The organism is Lautropia mirabilis (assembly GCF_900637555.1).
GTDB classification, from domain to species: Bacteria; Pseudomonadota; Gammaproteobacteria; order Burkholderiales; family Burkholderiaceae_E; genus Lautropia; species Lautropia mirabilis.
In genome coordinates this window covers 2,594,938-2,610,897 of sequence record NZ_LR134378.1, presented here as the reverse complement: position 1 = coordinate 2,610,897, position 15,960 = coordinate 2,594,938, and the positions used below count along the sequence as shown (strand labels likewise).

Sequence of the window (15,960 nt, the reverse complement as noted above, 5' to 3'; positions counted from 1 at the left end):
ATGAAAACAGCGTATCTGCTGGTACCTTTCGCACCACTGGTCGGTGCGATGGTGGCCGGTTTCGCCGGTCGGGCCATCGGCAAGAAGGCCACCCACCGGGTGGCGATCCTCGGGGTTCTGGTGTCGCTGCTGGCCTCGTTGTGGGTCATGCACGATGTCTCGCAGGGCAACACCTTCAACGGCGCCCTCTACAGCTGGGCCGTGATCGGCAAGCTGAAGATGGAAGTGGGCTTCCTGATCGACCAGCTCACCGCCATGATGATGGTGGTCGTGACCTTCGTGTCGCTGATGGTGCACGTCTACACCATCGGCTACATGGAAGAGGACGACGGCTATCAGCGCTTCTTTGCCTACATCAGCCTCTTCACGTTCTCGATGCTGATGCTGGTGATGTCCAACAACCTGCTGCAGCTGTTCTTCGGCTGGGAGGCGGTGGGTCTGGTGTCGTACCTGCTCATCGGCTTCTGGTACACGAAGCCCTCGGCCATCTACGCCAACCTGAAGGCCTTCATGGTCAACCGCGTGGGTGACTTCGGCTTCGTGCTGGGCATCGGCCTGCTGGTAGCCTGGACAGGCAGCCTGGACTATGCCGAGATCTTCGCGGCCGCTCCGAACCTCGAGAAGGTGACGATCCAGCTGATCGGCGACACGCCGTGGTCGCTCATCACCGTGACCTGCATTTGCCTCTTCGTGGGTGCCATGGGCAAGTCGGCGCAGTTCCCGCTGCACGTCTGGTTGCCGGACTCGATGGAAGGCCCGACCCCGATCTCCGCGCTGATCCACGCCGCCACCATGGTGACGGCCGGCATCTTCATGGTCAGCCGCATGTCGCCGCTCTACGAGATGTCGGAAGTGGCGCTGTCCTTCGTGATGATCATCGGTGCCATCACTGCCTTCTTCATGGGCCTGATGGGCATCATCCAGAACGATATCAAGCGGGTGGTGGCCTATTCGACGCTCTCGCAGCTGGGCTACATGACCGTGGCGCTGGGTGCCTCGGCCTACAGCGTGGCCGTCTTCCACCTGATGACGCACGCCTTCTTCAAGGCGCTGCTCTTCCTGGGGGCCGGTTCGGTCATCATCGGCATGCACCACGATCAGGACATCCGCCACATGGGCGGCCTGCGCAAGTACATGCCCATCACCTGGGTCACCTCGCTGATCGGTTCGCTGGCGCTGGTGGGCACGCCGTTCTTCTCCGGCTTCTATTCCAAGGAGTCGATCATCGAGGCGGTGCACCACGCCAACGTGCCGGGCTCGGGCATTGCCTACTGGGCGCTGCTCTCGGGCGTGTTCGTCACGGCCTTCTACTCGTTCCGGATGTACTTCCTGGTGTTCCATGGCAAGCCCCGGTTCGAGACGGCGCATGGCCATGACGCGCACGGGCATGATGCACACGGTCACGACGGCCATGGCGCTCACGTGCCTCACGAGTCGCCCTGGGTGGTGACGGTGCCGCTGGTGCTGCTGGCCATCCCCTCCATCATCATCGGCGCTATCGCGGCTGATTCGATGATCACGGGCGAGTACTTCAAGGGTGTCATCACGGTGTTCGCCGACAGGCATCCGGCCATGGCCGCGCTTGCCGAGCACTGGCACGGCTGGGTCGCCATGGCGCTGCACGGCTTCACCTCGCTGCCGTTCTGGCTGATGGTGGCCGGCATTGCCACCGCCTGGTACTTCTACCTGGTGAACCCGGCCATTCCGGCTCGCCTGCAGCAGACGTTCAAGGGCATCTACACGGTTCTCGAGAACAAGTACTACCTCGACCGCTTCAACGAGTGGTTCTTCGCCGGTGGTGCCCGCCGCCTGGGGTCCGGGCTGTGGAAACGTGGCGACCAGGGGCTGATCGACGGGCTGGTGGTCAATGGCAGCGCACGGCTGGTGGGCTGGTTCTCCCGCGTCCTGCGTCAGGGGCAGACGGGGTTCCTCAACCACTATGCCATTGCCATGATCATCGGGCTGGCCTTCCTGCTGTTCTGGTTCCTTCCCCTTCTGGCCAGCGCGCAATAGATCGACCATGGAACAGACGACTGAGACATTGAGCATGGGCTGGCTGAGTGCCGCCATCTGGGTACCGATCATCAGCGGCATCATCGTGCTGGCGCTCGGCAACGAACAGCGTGCGACCCTGTCGCGGTGGCTGGCGCTGCTGGGTTCACTGGTCGGTTTTGCCGTCACCATCCCGCTTTACACGGGCTTCGACCGCACCACGGCGGCGCTGCAGTTCGTCGAGCGCAAGCCCTGGATCGAGAGCCTGGGCATCGAGTATTCGCTCGGCATTGACGGCCTCTCGGTATGGCTGGTGCTGCTGACGGCCTTCATCACGATCGTGGTGGTCATCGCCGGCTGGGAAGTCATCAAGGACCGCGTCCATCAGTACCTGGGGGCGTTCCTGATCCTCTCGGGCCTGATGATCGGGGTGTTCGCGGCTGCCGACGGCATGCTGTTCTACGTGTTCTTCGAGGCGACGCTGATCCCGATGTACATCATCATCGGGGTGTGGGGCGGCCCGAACCGCGTGTATGCGGCCTTCAAGTTCTTCCTCTATACCCTGCTGGGATCGCTGCTCACGATGGTGGCGATCATCTACCTGTATCTGCAGTCGGGCAGCTTCGAGATCCTGGCCTGGCACCGGCTGCCGCTCACGCTGCATGAGCAGGTGCTGATCTTCGTGGCCTTCCTGCTGGCCTTTGCGGTCAAGATCCCCATGTGGCCGGTGCACACCTGGCTGCCCGACGCCCACGTCGAGGCACCCACCGGGGGCTCGGTGGTGCTGGCCGCCATCATGTTGAAGCTGGGGGCCTATGCCTTCCTGCGCCTGTCGCTGCCCATCGCGCCCGATGCCAGCCACGAGCTGGCCTGGCTGATGATCACGCTGTCGCTGGTGGCTGTCATCTACATCGGTCTGGTGGCGCTGGTGCAGACCGACATGAAGAAGCTGGTGGCCTATTCGTCGATCGCCCACATGGGCTTCGTCACGCTGGGCTTCTTCATGTTCAACGAGACCGGCATGCAGGGTGCGGTGGTGCAGATGGTGTCGCACGGCTTCGTGGCCGGCGCGATGTTCCTGTGCATTGGCGTGCTCTACGACCGCCTGCACACCCGGCAGATTGCCGACTACGGTGGCGTCATCAACCGGATGCCGAAGTTCGCGGCGCTGTTCCTGCTGTTCTCGATGGCCAACGCGGGCCTGCCGGCCACCTCCGGCTTCGTGGGCGAGTTCCTGGTCATCCTGGGCGCGGTGCAGTTCGACTTCTGGATTGGCCTGCTGGCCGCCACGGCCCTGATCTGGGGCGCGGGCTATTCGCTGTGGATGTACAAGCGCGTGGTCTTCGGCCCGGTGGCCAATCCCAACGTCGACAAGATGGAAGACGTGAACCGGCGCGAGTTCTGGCTGCTGATGCTGATGGCCGCACTCGTCCTGTTCATGGGCATCTATCCGAAGTTCTTCACCGACCTGATCCAGGTCTCGGTGGAGCAGCTGCTCACGCACGTTTCCCAAACCAAGCTCAAGTAGACATAGAGAGGCATGGCCGTGTCACTGACCCTGCATGAACTCAATCTGGCCGCGCTGGCGCCAGAGATCCTGCTGATGCTTGGCATCTGCGTCTTCCTGGTGGTGGAGGCGCTGACCGGCAGGAAGGAACGCTCGATGCGCGCCGACCGCATGGCGCTGCTGGTGCTGGTGGCGCCGCTGGTGGCGGTGCTCTGGCAGTACAACCATGGGCCGCAACAGGCCTTCGGGCACATGTACCTGGCCGACGATCTGGCCTACCTGCTGAAGGTCTGCGGCATTGTCTGCACCGGCAGCATCATCATCTATTCACGCGGTTACATGGCTGACCGGGGCATCCGGGGCGCTGACCTGTACGTGCTGGCGCTCTTTTCGCTGCTGGGCCAGATGGTGATGATTTCGGGCGGCAACCTGCTGGTGCTGTACCTGGGCCTGGAGCTGATGTCGCTGTCGCTGTATGCCGCTATCGGCCTGCGCCGCAACTGGACGCAGGGCACCGAGGCCGCCATGAAGTACTTCGTGCTGGGCGCGCTGGCTTCAGGTTTCCTGCTCTACGGCATGTCGATGGTCTATGGGGCCACCGGCTCGCTGGACATTGCCGAGATCATGGGCCGCGTCTACAGCGGCATGGCCTCGCCGCAGGTGCTGGCCTTCGGCATGGTGTTCCTGGTGGCCGGCCTGGCCTTCAAGCTGGGAGCCGTTCCGTTCCACATGTGGGTGCCCGATGTCTACCACGGCGCGCCCACCGTGGCCACGCTGCTCGTGGCGGCCGGCCCCAAGCTGGCGGCATTCGCGCTGCTGTTCCGTCTGCTGGGTGAGGCCGTCATCGAGATGGCGGGCCTGTGGCAGCAGATGCTGATCATCCTGGCGGTGCTGTCGCTGGGCATCGGCAACATCGTGGCCGTGGCCCAGACCAACCTGAAGCGGATGCTGGCCTATTCCACCATCTCGCAGGTCGGCTTCGTCCTGCTGGGTCTGGCGGGTGTCTACGGTGGCGAGGGCTTCCCGCCGTCGCACGAGGCCTTCGGCAACGCGCTCTTCTACATGATCAGCTATGTGCTGACCACGCTGGGTACCTTCGGTCTCATCCAGTTCCTGGCACGCGAGGGCTTCGAGGCCGAGGAGATCTCGGACTTTGCCGGTCTGGCGCGTCGCAGCCCCTGGCTGGCTGGCGTGATGCTGCTGCTGATGTTCTCGCTGGCCGGCATCCCGCCGCTGGTGGGCTTCTATGCCAAGCTGGCGGTGCTGAAGTCGGTGGTGGCTGCCGGCTACACCTGGCTGGCGATCTACGCCGTGCTGATGTCGCTGATCGGCGCCTTCTACTACATCCGTGTTGTCAAGGTGATGTTCTTCGACAAGGTCGAGGATGACGCCGACATCGTGGTGGATGGTCAGGCGCGGACACTGATGGCCATCAATGGTGTGGCCGTACTGCTGCTGGGCCTGCTGCCCGGGCCGCTGATGGCCCTGTGCGTGGCAGCCATCCGCAGCGCCTGGCACCTGGGCTGAGAGCTGGCTCCGGTAGTCGGGGCTGCCGTACACGGCCGGGACATGCGTGCGCAATATGCGTCACGGCATGTCCCGGCTTTTTCGTGTGGGGATGAAGTCGGGTAAGCTCTCGAGCACAGGATTCAGTTAAACCGGAAGCAGAGCATGTCCAAGCAAGAGAACCCGCAGGCGGCGGATACCGCCATCCCCGATCACATCGATCCGACCGTGGCCAGGCAGTATCCGTCACTGGCCGAAAGCACCGTATCGCGTGAAGTGGTCTATGAGGGGCGCTTCCTGAAGGTCCGCAAGGACGTGGCCCGCATGCCTGATGGCTCCACCAACACGCGCGAGTTCATCATGCACCCGGGGGCGGCGGCCATGGTGCCGATCGACGCCGATGGACGCATCCTGATCGAGCGCCAGTTCCGTTATGGCCCGGGGCGGGTCTACGTGGAGATCCCGGCCGGCAAGAAGGATCCTGGCGAAACCAGCCTGGAGACGGCCAAGCGCGAGCTGGTGGAAGAGACGGGCTACCGTGCCAGACGCTGGGCGCACCTGACGCGCATCCATCCGGCCATCGGCTTTGCCGACGAGGTGATGGACATCTACCTGGCGCGTGACCTGGAGAAGGTCGAGCGTTCGCTGGATGTTGGCGAGTTCGTCGAGATCGAATGGGTGACCTTGGGCTGGCTGGTGGACGAGCTGCGTGCGCACCGTCTGCTGGACGTGAAGACCCAGATTGCCGTGCACTGGCTGCAGCGCTTCGACGACGGCAGCCTGCCGTGGCCGACGTTCGATCTCTGATCCGGTTTCACGTCCACGGATACGTGACCGGCGGCTGATGCAGCCGTGTGCTGAATGTCGTGCGGTCGCGCGCTACGGCACGCCGCTTTGCATGCGCGTGCCGGCTCACGGGGTGTGTTCAGCTGATCACCGGCCTGGGCGATTCACGCTGTCGCGGTTGGGCCGGCCGTGTCCTCGCCGTTGGCTCCCTGGCGCAGCGGCAACCGCTGCCAGGCCTGCACCACGGCATCCACGCTGACGGCCGTCATGTCGGGCTTGCCGTCGTGCATGGCCTGAAGCACTTCCACCGGGGTGTCGCCGCCGCGTGGGCGGATGCGCACCGGATCGGCCACGCCGAACAGCACCACCAGCGGGCAGCCCACGGCGGCCGCCGTGTGGGCGGGGCCGGTGTCCACCGTCACCATGCCGGCAGCACGCGCCTGCAAGGCCAGCAGGCGTGGAATGGGCAGCTCGCGTGCCACGTTGAAGGCCTGCTTGACGCCGGCGCGCTGCAGCAGCTCGTTGTTCAGGTCGGCCTCGGGCGGGGCGCCCACCAGCAGGATGACCGCGTCCGGATGGCGCTCGGCCAGCATGCGGATGATGGCTGCCCAGTTGTCTTCGGGCCACCACTTGGTGTTGGTGGACATCCGCCGGCGCAGGCCGGTACGCATGGTGCGGCGGTTGCCGGCCTGAACCAGCAGCAGCGGCTTGCCCAGCCACCCCTTGGCCTGCAGCCAGTCCTGTACGTCGGCCCGCATGGCGGCGGAAATGCGCAGGTTCGGGTCGCGGTCGTCCAGGTCTGCCTGCGTTTTCGAGGACGCTGCCGGGTGTGCTGTCTGGGTGCCCGCTGCTTCTGCGGGTTGGCCCACATGGGGCCCGGACACCTCCATGCGTTGTTCCGTCACGTGCCGCAACGCCGGCGGCTCCGTCCGTGCCAGGCGCTGCGAAAAGTCCACCAGATGCTCGCCATCCCGCGTGCCCACGGCCTTGGCGCGAACCACCCAGCGCTCGTCCATGCCTGCCTGAGCCAGCAGGGGCAGCAGCTTCTCGTCGAAGTCGCAATACCAGACCGGACGCGGACCCGTCTGCCGCAGCCATTGCAGCAGCTGGCGCTTCTCGGCGCTCAGCCATAGCGGCAGCTTGCGCTTGGCCAGCAGGTGGATCTCGCCCACATCGGGCTGCCCCTGGTAGAGCGGGCGCACCCAGCCTCCAGCGGCCAGCAGGTCCACCGGGGCCCCGTAGCGTGCAGCCAGCAGTCGGATCATCGGCTGGATGAGCACCAGGTCGCCCATGGCGCCGAAGCGGACGAGCAGGGGGCGCACGGGGTTTTTCGCCGCCGTCGATGAGATCGCAGCTGGGTGATGGGACGCCGAGGGGGTAGGGGGGGTGGCGTTGGGGGTGTCGGGCATGATGAAGGCGTTCCGGACCGATACAGGGCCGGAGGCTGTCGGAAGTGTGGCGATGATAGCCCGTGCGTCAGGGGGATTGCGCAGCAGATGGGGTAGAATCGTCAGACGGCACTGCCGATGGGCCAGGGGAGCAACCTGGAAGGGGCCATTTATCGCGGCAGTCCTGCAGTCACGTCGGAAGCGTGGCAGAGTGGTCGATTGCACCGGTCTTGAAAACCGGCAACGGGCAACCGTTCGTGAGTTCGAATCTCACCGCTTCCGCCAATATCCTTGCCTCATCTTTCGTTATCTTCCCCTCTGTTTTTTCGTCGGGCGTTGCATGCGCGCTGCACTGGGGTGTTTTGCCCTAAGCCCTTGACATGGATCATTCCACCGATTGACGGAAACGTTATTTTTCATGCCAAGCGTGGGGTGCCACCGATGAAGGAGGCCGCCTGTCGTCCGGTGTCTGCAGGTACAGCATTGCCTGCCGGGGACTGTGCGCTGGATTTTCTGCCGGGATCATGGCATGTGCTTCAACTATACTGAACTCGTATCAGTAGCAGGCTGCGACCCAGGGTCGGACAAATCAATCACACAATCGGAAGCCTGCGCTAATTAGTTACTTTCTTAATGGAATCTCTCGACATGGATCGTTTTGTAGTCATGGTGGACGCTGGTTATCTGCTGCATCAGTCGGCAGAAATCGTCAGCGAGCGCGCCTCCACCAAGCGACATCACCTGGAGGTCATGAATCCGGCAGCCCTGATCAATCTGCTGCTGGAAAAGACGCGTACCGCGTTGGGCCTCACCACCCGCGAACTACTGCGGGTGTACTGGTATGACGGCGTGATGGCCAGCGGGCTGTCGCCGCAGCAACGAGCCATTGCCGAGCTTCCGGATGTGCACTTCCGCTCGGGCATCGTCAATGCGGCGGGCCAGCAGCGGGGCGTTGATTCCCTGATTGTTACCGACCTGATCGAACTGGCCAGCAACGGTGCCATTTCCGATGCGGCCCTGGTGACGGGGGACGGTGACTTCGCCATCGGTATCGAGATGGCCCAGAAGAAGGGCGTGCGCATTGCCGTCATCGGTGTCGAGGACACCGAGCTGGGCGTCTCGCATCGCCAGAGCTTCGAGATCACCAGCCGTGCCGATCGTGTGGCGCGCCTGAATGTCTATGACCTGTCGGCCGTGATGCGCTATGTGCCGCCGGCAGCGCCAATGGCGTCCAGCACGCAGGCTGGTGACTATGAGTACAGTCAGCCCGCGTCCTACGCCAGCGGTCTGGCCGGAGCAGTGGCGGGAGGCGCCGGTGGTTATGGCGCGCCGCCCTCGGCGTCGGCCTACCCGGGCATGCGCAATGAGCACACGCCGCTGGATGACGAGAGCCGGCAGCAGATCATAGAGTCCGTCAAGGTCTTCGTCGAGGAACAGGCTGGCCTGTGCTCGGAAATCGATCCGACCAGCCGTCGCATCGACGCGGCACTGGACCGGCTGCTGATCCATCATATCTATGCCGACCTGGGTCACGGCAAGCTCACCAATGCCGAGAAGAACTTTGCGCGCGATCGTCTGCGTGCCGAGCTGATGAACAACAACTGACGGCATGAAAACGCCCCGGTGCGGGATGCGCAGCGGGGCGTTCAGGATCTGTCTTTCCTGTCAGGCGCCTTGGGTCGCGGATGCGTGCCGAAGGTGCCTTTTCTGTTTCCGGTGCCTGGTCCGGGTCAGGATGTTCATGACCCGACCCGTCATCATGCAGTGGCAATGACGGGCGGGTGATGATGCACCGGCCACGGCGTGCCAGTGCGGTGGCTCAGACGTTCTGGGGGGCAGCCGTCGAGGCGTCGCCCTGGGTCTGGGACGGATTGCCCAGCACATCGGCACGGGGGGCTGCAGAGCCATCGGCGATGTCGATGCGGCGCGGCTTCATGACTTCGGGAATCTCGCGCACCAGGTCGATGTCGAGCAGGCCGTTGTTCATCGAGGCGCCGACGACGCGCACGTGCTCGGCCAGCTGGAAGCGGTGGGCGAAGTCACGGGCGGCGATGCCGCGATGCAGATAGGTGGGCTGCGAGGCGGCGGGGCGCTTGCGGCCGGTGATCTTCAGGCCGTCCTGTTCGACTTCGATCTCGATTTCCGAGCGGTCGAAGCCGGCCACCGCCATGGTGATGCGGTAGGCGTTCTCGCCGAAGACCTCGATGTTGTAGGGGGGGTAGCTGGGCTGGGCGTCGTTGCGCAGCGAGTTGTTGAGCATGCGTGCCATGCGGTCGAAGCCGATGGCGGAGCGGTACAGGGGGGCGAAGTCGAACTGGTTCATGGTTTCCTTATCCTCGAAGATCAAGCGATGGAATGTGCACGGGCCCGATGATTCAGCGCCCGTGCCCAGAAGATGAGGAGACCTGCGGGAATTTCAAGAGCCGTCTAGTGCAGCGGTCCGCCGTGCGTCACCAGAAACCGCTCGATCATCATCCGCGCGCCTTCGTAGCCGGGGTGCCGGGCAAAGAAATGCACGTCCAGCCAGTCCAGGTGGCTCTGCAGCTCGGCCGGGGAGGCCGTGTTCAGCTGTTCCAGATACTCTTCGTAGTACTCGCGGGCAATGTCGTACCAGCGGTTCTCGTCGAGTCGGCTGGAAGTGCCGGTACTGGCGCAGGCCAGGGTGTAGGCCTCATCGATGACGGAGTCGGATTTCTCCGCAAACGTGGTGAAGGTCAGCAGGGTGGCAAAGGTCTCGGCCTCCCGGCCCGGTTCGATGGGGCCGACGAATGCCAGCTGGCTGCCGTCGACAACCAGGGATGGGGTGAGGAACTGTCTGGCCTCCATGGGGGCATGTGCCGTAAGGGAAATTCCATGATCATCCGGGGTATGCGGCAGGTTGTCTGTCGAATCCATCACGTTCTGGACTTCGGCGGAAAGCGTCTTTGTCGCCGATTTGTCGCGCCGACGCATCACCGGGTAGTGCAGGCGGCTATCGGGGCAGGATGGATGCCGGGGCATGTCATGCTTCTATAATGGAGGCGTGCTACCCTGCTGGGATCTGTGTCCCGCAAACCGTCCTTTGGGTCGTATCCCTCTCTGCCCCTGTCAACCCGGGTCACGTCTTCGCCGTCTACATGTCCGATTCCTCCTTGCTGATCCATCGTCCGGAAGGTGGCACTGAGACCATGGTCATCTGCCTGTGTGCCGATTGGTGCGGCACCTGCCGCGACTATCGGACCATGCTGGCCGACGAGGCGCCACGCCACGCTGGAACCGCTTTTGCCTGGGTCGATGTGGAGGACGATGACGAGCTGCTGGGAGATCTCGACATCGAGACCTTTCCCACGTTGCTGGTCACGGTGAAGGGCCAGCCCCGGTTCTTCGGGCCGGTGCTGCCGGGAGAGGAAACGCTGCGGCGCCTGCTGCGGGCGCTGCACGAGCCCGGACGGCCGCCTGTGCAGGTCGATGCCGAGGTTGCCTCGCTGGCCGCGCATCTGAATTCACTGATTGGAGTCCAGTCATGATCAAGAAGTTGTCGATCGTCGTCGGCGTGCTGGTGGGCCTGTTGGTCGTGGCCGCCGTCGCGGTCAGTTTTGTCGATGTCAATTACTTCAAGCCGCAGATTGCCAACTTCGTGGCAACGCGCTACAACCGCACCCTCTCGTTCGAGGGCGACCTGAAGCTGTCGATCTTTCCCCATGTTGGGGTCACGCTGCCGGAGGTGCGGCTGTCCGAGCCCAATCAGCCCGAGCAGGAGGCTGCCAGCCTGACGTCGGCACAGGTCAGCGTGGCGCTGCTGCCGCTGCTGAAAGGCGATGTCCAGGCCGACACGGTCACCATCGATGGCCTGAAGGCCAAGGTGGTGCGCCAGGCTGATGGCAGCATGAGCATCGACGACCTGCTGGGCGCCCAGGATGCGCCCGCCCAGGAGCAGCCGGCCGAGCCGGAGGCTGCCGCCAAGATCCCCGCCTTCCACGTGAACGGGGTGACGCTGGCCAACGCGCGCGTGGTCTTCGATGACCGCCAGGCTGGCCAGACCTACACGCTGGAGCGGCTGAACGTCGAGACCGGACCGCTGGCCAATGTCATCGAGACGCCCGTCTCGCTGTCGCTGGGCTTTGGTGCTACCTCGCCCGAGGCACGGGGCGACTTCAGCATGAAGGGCCAGCTCAAGATCGACCTGGAGCAGGGACGGTATGGGCTGCGTGACTTCAGCGCCGGTCTCAAGGGCGCCATCGACACGCTGCAGGTGCAGCAGTTCGCCCTCAAGCTCAAGGGCTTTTCGTTCGACCCGCAGGGCCCGATCATCGATCTGAACGACCTGGCACTGGATGCCCAGGGCCGGATGGGGGCTGACAGCTTCCGTGGCACGGTGGCGGCGCCGAAGCTGGCCATTGCCAGCGACAAGGCTTCCGGTGACACGGTCCAGGCCAAGGTGAGCCTGGGTGACAAGGAATGGCTGTCGGCCGTGCTGACGCTGGCGGGCGTCGGTGGTACCGCCGATGACCTGAAGGTCAACAGCCTGGGGCTGGATGCGAAGCTGACGCAGGACGGACGTACCGTGGCGGCCAAGCTGGCCACGCCGGTACAGGCCAGCCTGGCCGCCGGTCGCTACCAGCTCACGGCACTGGATGGTCAGGTCGACATCGAGGATCCGTCGGTGTCGAAGGCGGCCTCGTCGCTGAAGCTGGGCGGCCAGGTATCGGCCGATCTGAAGAAGGAAACTGCCGCGGCTGATCTGTCGGCCCTGCTGGACCAGGCGAAGATGGCCCTGAAGGCCGGTGTCAACGGCTTCAAGACGCCGAAGATCACGGTGGCCCTGGACGCCGATTCCCTCAATGTGGATCGTCTGTTCCCGCCGGCCAAGACCGATGCAGCGGCTGCGCCGGCCCCCGACTCGACCACGGGCAATCCCGCCGAGACGCCGGTGGACCTGTCGGCCCTGAAGGGACTGACGGTGGATGCGCGGGTGGGCATTGGTCATCTGATTGCACGCGGCCTGGAAATGCGCCAGCTCAAGGCCAACGCCAAGGTTGCCAACGGCCAGCTCGTGCTGTCTCCGGTGACGGCTATGCTCTACCAGGGCAAGCTGGCGGCTTCTTCCACGGTCACGACCGGCTCGTCGCCCGCCGCCAACAAGGTGACGCTGAAGGCTGATCTCACCGGCATTTCCATCGAGCCGCTGCTGAAGGCGCTGGCCAATCAGGACATGCTGGAGGGGAGCGGCAATCTGAATGTGGCCGTCAACACGGGCGGTGCCACGGTGGAGGCGATGAAGCGCTCGCTGGGTGGCAATGCCTCGGTGGCCCTGAAGGACGGCGCGCTCAAGGGTATCAACCTGGGCGAGAAGCTGCGCGAGGCGCGCAACATGTTCAAGGCCAACACCGGTACCCAGAACCAGGCTTCCGACAAGACCCAGAAGACCGACTTCACCGAGATGTCGGTCAGCTTCCAGCTGCAGAACGGTGTGGCGCGCAGCAACGACCTGTCGCTGAAGTCGCCGCTGCTGCGGGTCGGTGGGGATGGTTCCATCGACATCGGTCGCAGCGTGCTGGACTACACGGTGCGTGCGTCGGTGGTCGGTACCAGCAGCGGGCAGGGTGGACGCGAGCTGGCTGACCTGAAGGGCGTGACCATTCCCGTGCGCCTGAACGGTCCGTTCGATGCGCCGTCCTGGCAGATCGACTGGTCGGCTGCCGCCAAGGATGCCCTGAAGTCCAAGGTGGGTGAGGAGCTGAAGGGCAAGGCCGAGGACAAGCTCAAGCAGAGCCTGGAAAAGAGCGGCCTGGGCAGCAAGCTCGAAGAGAAGGTCGACACGAAGAAGGCCAAGGACGCCCTGAAGGGCCTGCTGGGTCGCTGATCGGCATCAGCTGACGCCACGACGTCAGCGCCCCGGGGATCTCCCGGGGCACAAGAAAAGGGCCGGAAGGAGAGATCCTTCCGGCCCTTGTTGTTTCATGGTTCCCGCTCAGAACGGTCGCACGCGTCCCTCGGCCATGCGGACAAGCGGTTCGGGTTCGGCCAGCGTCCACTTGCGGCGCGAGCCTGTGATCCAGCCGCGCTGCTGCCAGTCTGCCAGCAGGCGGTTCAGCGTTTCAGGGCGGATGCCAAGCTGGGCAGCCACATGACGCTGGCTCTGGGGGAAGTTCAGCTCGTCGCCCTGCTGCTTGCGCAGTGCCACGAAATAGGCCGCCAGCCGCTGTTGTGCCGTGCTGCTGGTCAGCCACTCCACCTCGTTGACGCGGTGGTAGAGCCGCTGGCTGAAGCGCTGCAGCATCCGGGTGGCCAGGGGCGGGTGGGCCTCGCAGGTGGCACGCAGGCTGATGCCCGACAGCCGCCAGATGCCCACGGATCCGCTGCCGGCGCGGGAGCTCATCGGATAGCGCCCATGCTGCATGAACATGGCGGCCTCGGCCACCAGCGAGTTGGGGCCGAAGGACTGGAAGACGTGTTCGTCACCCTCCTGGCTGAAGCGCACCATCTCCAGCTGCCCGCTTTCCACCAGCAGGTAATGGGTGGCGGGATCTCCCTCGTGGAACACGCTTTCGCCTGCGTCCAGCGTCTGGTGCCAGGCGTTTTCGGCCAGTTGCATCAGAACGGGCTGGGGGAGCCCCGAGAACAGCGGGTGGCGATCCAGCAGCGCGATGAGAGGGGCGGTTGCCGCGGTGGGGTTGGGGGAGGATGAGGGGGTCATGGATAAGGATGCGGGGACCCGAAAAATGGCTCTGGAATGCAGGCTCTGCCTTGCGGCCTTCAGCCCGCATTCTGCCATGCCGCGATCATCGGACGCGTGATCGCCACAATGCCCGAAGCGCCAGCCCGCCCAACACCAGCAGGATGACCGCAAGAATGGCACTCCAGATGGAATAGGGCAGTCCGATCAGGGCCTGGTCCGCCTCGGCGCATGAGGCGCGCGGCTCGAAGACTTCGGGCAGCCAGTCTGCCAGGCCGGTCTCCATTAGGAAACGGTCGGCTGCCGTGACGGCGCAGGAACCGCTGGCGGCTGCCACGAAATGCTGATAGAGCGCCGTGACGAGGGCGCCGCCAGCCGCCACGATGCCGGTCGCGGAAAAGAGCGTGGCAATGATGCGTCCCGCCGAGCTTCTGACGGGCGGAAGGACGGCCAGAATGGCCAGCGCGCCACACAGCAGATACAGGACGCGTTGAGCAATGCACCAGGGGCAGGGCTGCATGCCCAGCACGTGCTGTGTGAACAGTGCCACGCCGACACTGCCCCAGGAGAAAAGGGCGATGGCGACCGACAGGCGGCGGTGTGTTATACTATTCAATCTCATCGTGTTTCGGAAGTTTGCTCAAGCAAAGGGTTTTTGTTGTGTTTCGGCGACAATTCCTTCCTGCGCCTGCAAGAAGCACGCCTTTCATTCTTAGCTTAACGGGACTCAGGGATGAAATCGACTCGTAAACCTAATTCAGCCATGACCGCGCATCATCATAGCGCCATCGTCACGGCTCGGCATGCCGCCCGTATGCGTGCCGGTCGCGTCGAATCGCGCCCGGAAGACTATGCGGACATCGCCGTCACCGAGCAGGCCAAGCGTCTGCGCGAGGCGCGTCGGGCCATCGAAGAGCGTAACATGCTCCGTGAGCTTGGTCTCAGCTGATCTTTTCTGACGTTATTCGTTCTTATCTGAAACGCCGCACCGGTCCCTGGGCTGGTGCGGCGTTTCAGTTTCTGCCGCCTGTTTTTCTGCTGTCTGTTGCCGATGAACCGGATCCTGATCGTCAAGATGTCCTCCATGGGGGATGTCGTCCATGCCCAGCCCCTGGCCACCGACTTGCGTGCACAGTTTCCCGATGCCCGCATCGAGTGGGTCGTCGAATCGGCCTTTTCGGCCTTGCCGGCCATGAATCCGGCCGTCGATGAGGTCATTCCGCTGTCCTGGCGACGCTGGCGAAAGTCGCTGGGCAAGTCCGAGACACGGGCGGCCATGCAGGCCTTCTGGCAGACACTGCGCGGCCGTCGCTATGACTGGATCCTCGACTGCCAGGGACTTCTCAAGAGTGCAGCTGTGGTGCGCATGGCCCGGGGCGGCGTGCGCGTGGGCCCCGATCGTGCCTCGGCCCGGGAGCCGCTGGCGGCGCTCGCCTACGATCGTCCCGTGCCGGTCCCGCGTGACTGGCACGTGGTGCGGCGCAATCGTGCCATTGGTGCCGGCGCCTTCGGCTATTCCATCGACACGCCGGCCCGCTTCGGCCTGACCGTGCCGCACCTGGGCATCGACGAAGCCCCCTGGCTGCCGCAGGGGCGGCCCATGGCGCTGCTGGTCACCGGTGCCAGCCGTGACGCCAAGCTCTGGCCCGAGGCGCAGTGGCTGGAGGTGGCCGTCCACCTCCAGCGGGCCGGGCTGGACCTGGTCTGGTTCTGGGGCTCACCCGCCGAAGAGGCACGCGCCCGGCGACTGGCCGATGCTGCCGTGCAGGCAGCGGGCGCCCAGGCTACCGCCTCGGTGGTGCCTCCTTTCCTGTCGGTGCGCGACGCCGCACGCGTCATCCGCATGGCCCGCATCGTCGTTGGCCTTGATACGGGCTTCACCCATCTGGCCGGCGCGCTGGGACGTCCCACGATCGGCATCTTTGCCGACTTTGACGCCGTGCAGTGTGCCGTTTCGGGCGACAGCTTCTGCGCCAGCTTCGGAGGCGTCGGCGTCATTCCGGCCACGGCTGACGTGCTGGCTGCGGTGGATGAGGGCCTGAAGGCAACACCGGTGGACACCCCGGTGCCCGCCGCACCTCCTGCGGGCGCCTGAGAACACCCTTCGCCCGCTTCGTTTCCTTGCT

The 15,960-nt window shown here is 64.5% G+C and carries 14 protein-coding genes and 1 tRNA gene; 10 read left to right on the top strand and 5 right to left on the bottom strand.

What is annotated here, in order from left to right:
• The 4 genes from nuoL (at position 1) to EL249_RS10625 (ending at position 5,812) form a co-directional block, all read left to right on the top strand.
• Complete coding sequence (nuoL, locus tag EL249_RS10640) at positions 1–2,013, top strand: NADH-quinone oxidoreductase subunit L (protein WP_005672486.1); 2,013 nt, start codon at positions 1–3, stop codon at positions 2,011–2,013.
• Between the two features lie 7 nt (positions 2,014–2,020).
• Positions 2,021–3,520, top strand: coding sequence for an NADH-quinone oxidoreductase subunit M (locus tag EL249_RS10635; protein WP_005672487.1), 1,500 nt, complete (start codon positions 2,021–2,023; stop codon positions 3,518–3,520).
• A 12-nt stretch (positions 3,521–3,532) separates the two neighbouring features.
• Positions 3,533–5,026, top strand: coding sequence for an NADH-quinone oxidoreductase subunit NuoN (nuoN, locus tag EL249_RS10630; protein WP_005672488.1), 1,494 nt, complete (start codon positions 3,533–3,535; stop codon positions 5,024–5,026).
• A 144-nt stretch (positions 5,027–5,170) separates the two neighbouring features.
• Positions 5,171–5,812, top strand: coding sequence for an NUDIX domain-containing protein (locus tag EL249_RS10625; protein WP_005672489.1), 642 nt, complete (start codon positions 5,171–5,173; stop codon positions 5,810–5,812).
• Between the two features lie 143 nt (positions 5,813–5,955).
• On the opposite strand, the gene EL249_RS10620 is transcribed toward EL249_RS10625, so the two are convergent.
• Positions 5,956–7,113, bottom strand: coding sequence for a glycosyltransferase family 9 protein (locus EL249_RS10620; RefSeq protein ID WP_005672491.1), 1,158 nt, complete (start codon positions 7,111–7,113; stop codon positions 5,956–5,958).
• Between the two features lie 263 nt (positions 7,114–7,376).
• Here EL249_RS10620 and EL249_RS10615 point away from each other — a divergent pair.
• Together EL249_RS10615 and EL249_RS10610 are read left to right on the top strand one after the other, a co-directional pair.
• Positions 7,377–7,464: transfer RNA gene (locus tag EL249_RS10615), tRNA-Ser, on the top strand.
• Positions 7,465–7,827: 363 nt separating this feature from the next.
• Entirely contained in the window at positions 7,828–8,784 is a 957-nt protein-coding gene (locus EL249_RS10610; protein WP_169311652.1) for an NYN domain-containing protein, read from the top strand.
• Positions 8,785–8,998: 214 nt separating this feature from the next.
• Here EL249_RS10610 and EL249_RS10605 read toward each other — a convergent pair whose 3' ends face one another.
• Both EL249_RS10605 and EL249_RS10600 read right to left on the bottom strand, forming a co-directional pair.
• Positions 8,999–9,502, bottom strand: coding sequence for an Hsp20 family protein (locus EL249_RS10605; protein ID WP_005672494.1), 504 nt, complete (start codon positions 9,500–9,502; stop codon positions 8,999–9,001).
• A gap of 104 nt (positions 9,503–9,606) precedes the next feature.
• Entirely contained in the window at positions 9,607–10,005 is a 399-nt protein-coding gene (locus tag EL249_RS10600) for a hypothetical protein (RefSeq protein ID WP_126348212.1), read from the bottom strand.
• 290 nt (positions 10,006–10,295) lie between these two features.
• Between EL249_RS10600 and EL249_RS10595 the strand changes: the two genes are divergently transcribed.
• On the top strand, positions 10,296–10,685 hold the full coding sequence (locus tag EL249_RS10595) for a thioredoxin domain-containing protein (protein WP_050781778.1): 390 nt from the start codon (positions 10,296–10,298) through the stop codon (positions 10,683–10,685).
• Positions 10,682–13,021 carry an AsmA family protein gene (locus EL249_RS10590; protein WP_005672499.1) on the top strand — a complete coding sequence of 780 codons (2,340 nt, stop codon included), beginning with the start codon at positions 10,682–10,684 and terminating at the stop codon, positions 13,019–13,021. The genes EL249_RS10595 and EL249_RS10590 overlap by 4 nt, the downstream gene beginning before the upstream one ends.
• Positions 13,022–13,129: 108 nt before the next feature.
• Here EL249_RS10590 and EL249_RS10585 read toward each other — a convergent pair whose 3' ends face one another.
• On the bottom strand, positions 13,130–13,855 hold the full coding sequence (locus tag EL249_RS10585; RefSeq protein ID WP_005672500.1) for a Crp/Fnr family transcriptional regulator: 726 nt from the start codon (positions 13,853–13,855) through the stop codon (positions 13,130–13,132).
• A gap of 85 nt (positions 13,856–13,940) precedes the next feature.
• Entirely contained in the window at positions 13,941–14,456 is a 516-nt protein-coding gene (locus EL249_RS10580) for a disulfide bond formation protein B (protein ID WP_005672502.1), read from the bottom strand.
• Positions 14,457–14,567: 111 nt separating this feature from the next.
• Here EL249_RS10580 and EL249_RS10575 point away from each other — a divergent pair, with 111 nt between their 5' ends.
• Positions 14,568–14,783: a hypothetical protein gene (locus tag EL249_RS10575; RefSeq protein WP_148669031.1), complete on the top strand. Its 216-nt coding sequence runs from the start codon at positions 14,568–14,570 to the stop codon at positions 14,781–14,783.
• Positions 14,784–14,885: 102 nt separating this feature from the next.
• On the top strand, positions 14,886–15,929 hold the full coding sequence (gene waaC, locus EL249_RS10570; protein ID WP_005672505.1) for a lipopolysaccharide heptosyltransferase I: 1,044 nt from the start codon (positions 14,886–14,888) through the stop codon (positions 15,927–15,929).
• Positions 15,930–15,960: the final 31 nt, after the last annotated feature.

Excerpts from the sequence above, each read along its gene's own strand:
- nuoL (WP_005672486.1), top strand. The coding sequence starts at position 1 with ATGAAAACAGCGTATCTGCTGGTACCTTTCGCACCACTGGTCGGTGCG.
- EL249_RS10635 (WP_005672487.1), top strand. The coding sequence starts at position 2,021 with ATGGAACAGACGACTGAGACATTGAGCATGGGCTGGCTGAGTGCCGCC.
- nuoN (WP_005672488.1), top strand. The coding sequence starts at position 3,533 with ATGGCCGTGTCACTGACCCTGCATGAACTCAATCTGGCCGCGCTGGCG.
- EL249_RS10625 (WP_005672489.1), top strand. The coding sequence starts at position 5,171 with ATGTCCAAGCAAGAGAACCCGCAGGCGGCGGATACCGCCATCCCCGAT.
- EL249_RS10610 (WP_169311652.1), top strand. The coding sequence starts at position 7,828 with ATGGATCGTTTTGTAGTCATGGTGGACGCTGGTTATCTGCTGCATCAG.
- EL249_RS10605 (WP_005672494.1), bottom strand. The coding sequence starts at position 9,502 with ATGAACCAGTTCGACTTCGCCCCCCTGTACCGCTCCGCCATCGGCTTC.
- EL249_RS10600 (WP_126348212.1), bottom strand. The coding sequence starts at position 10,005 with ATGGAGGCCAGACAGTTCCTCACCCCATCCCTGGTTGTCGACGGCAGC.
- EL249_RS10595 (WP_050781778.1), top strand. The coding sequence starts at position 10,296 with ATGTCCGATTCCTCCTTGCTGATCCATCGTCCGGAAGGTGGCACTGAG.
- EL249_RS10590 (WP_005672499.1), top strand. The coding sequence starts at position 10,682 with ATGATCAAGAAGTTGTCGATCGTCGTCGGCGTGCTGGTGGGCCTGTTG.
- EL249_RS10585 (WP_005672500.1), bottom strand. The coding sequence starts at position 13,855 with ATGACCCCCTCATCCTCCCCCAACCCCACCGCGGCAACCGCCCCTCTC.
- EL249_RS10580 (WP_005672502.1), bottom strand. The coding sequence starts at position 14,456 with ATGAGATTGAATAGTATAACACACCGCCGCCTGTCGGTCGCCATCGCC.
- EL249_RS10575 (WP_148669031.1), top strand. The coding sequence starts at position 14,568 with ATGAAATCGACTCGTAAACCTAATTCAGCCATGACCGCGCATCATCAT.
- waaC (WP_005672505.1), top strand. The coding sequence starts at position 14,886 with ATGAACCGGATCCTGATCGTCAAGATGTCCTCCATGGGGGATGTCGTC.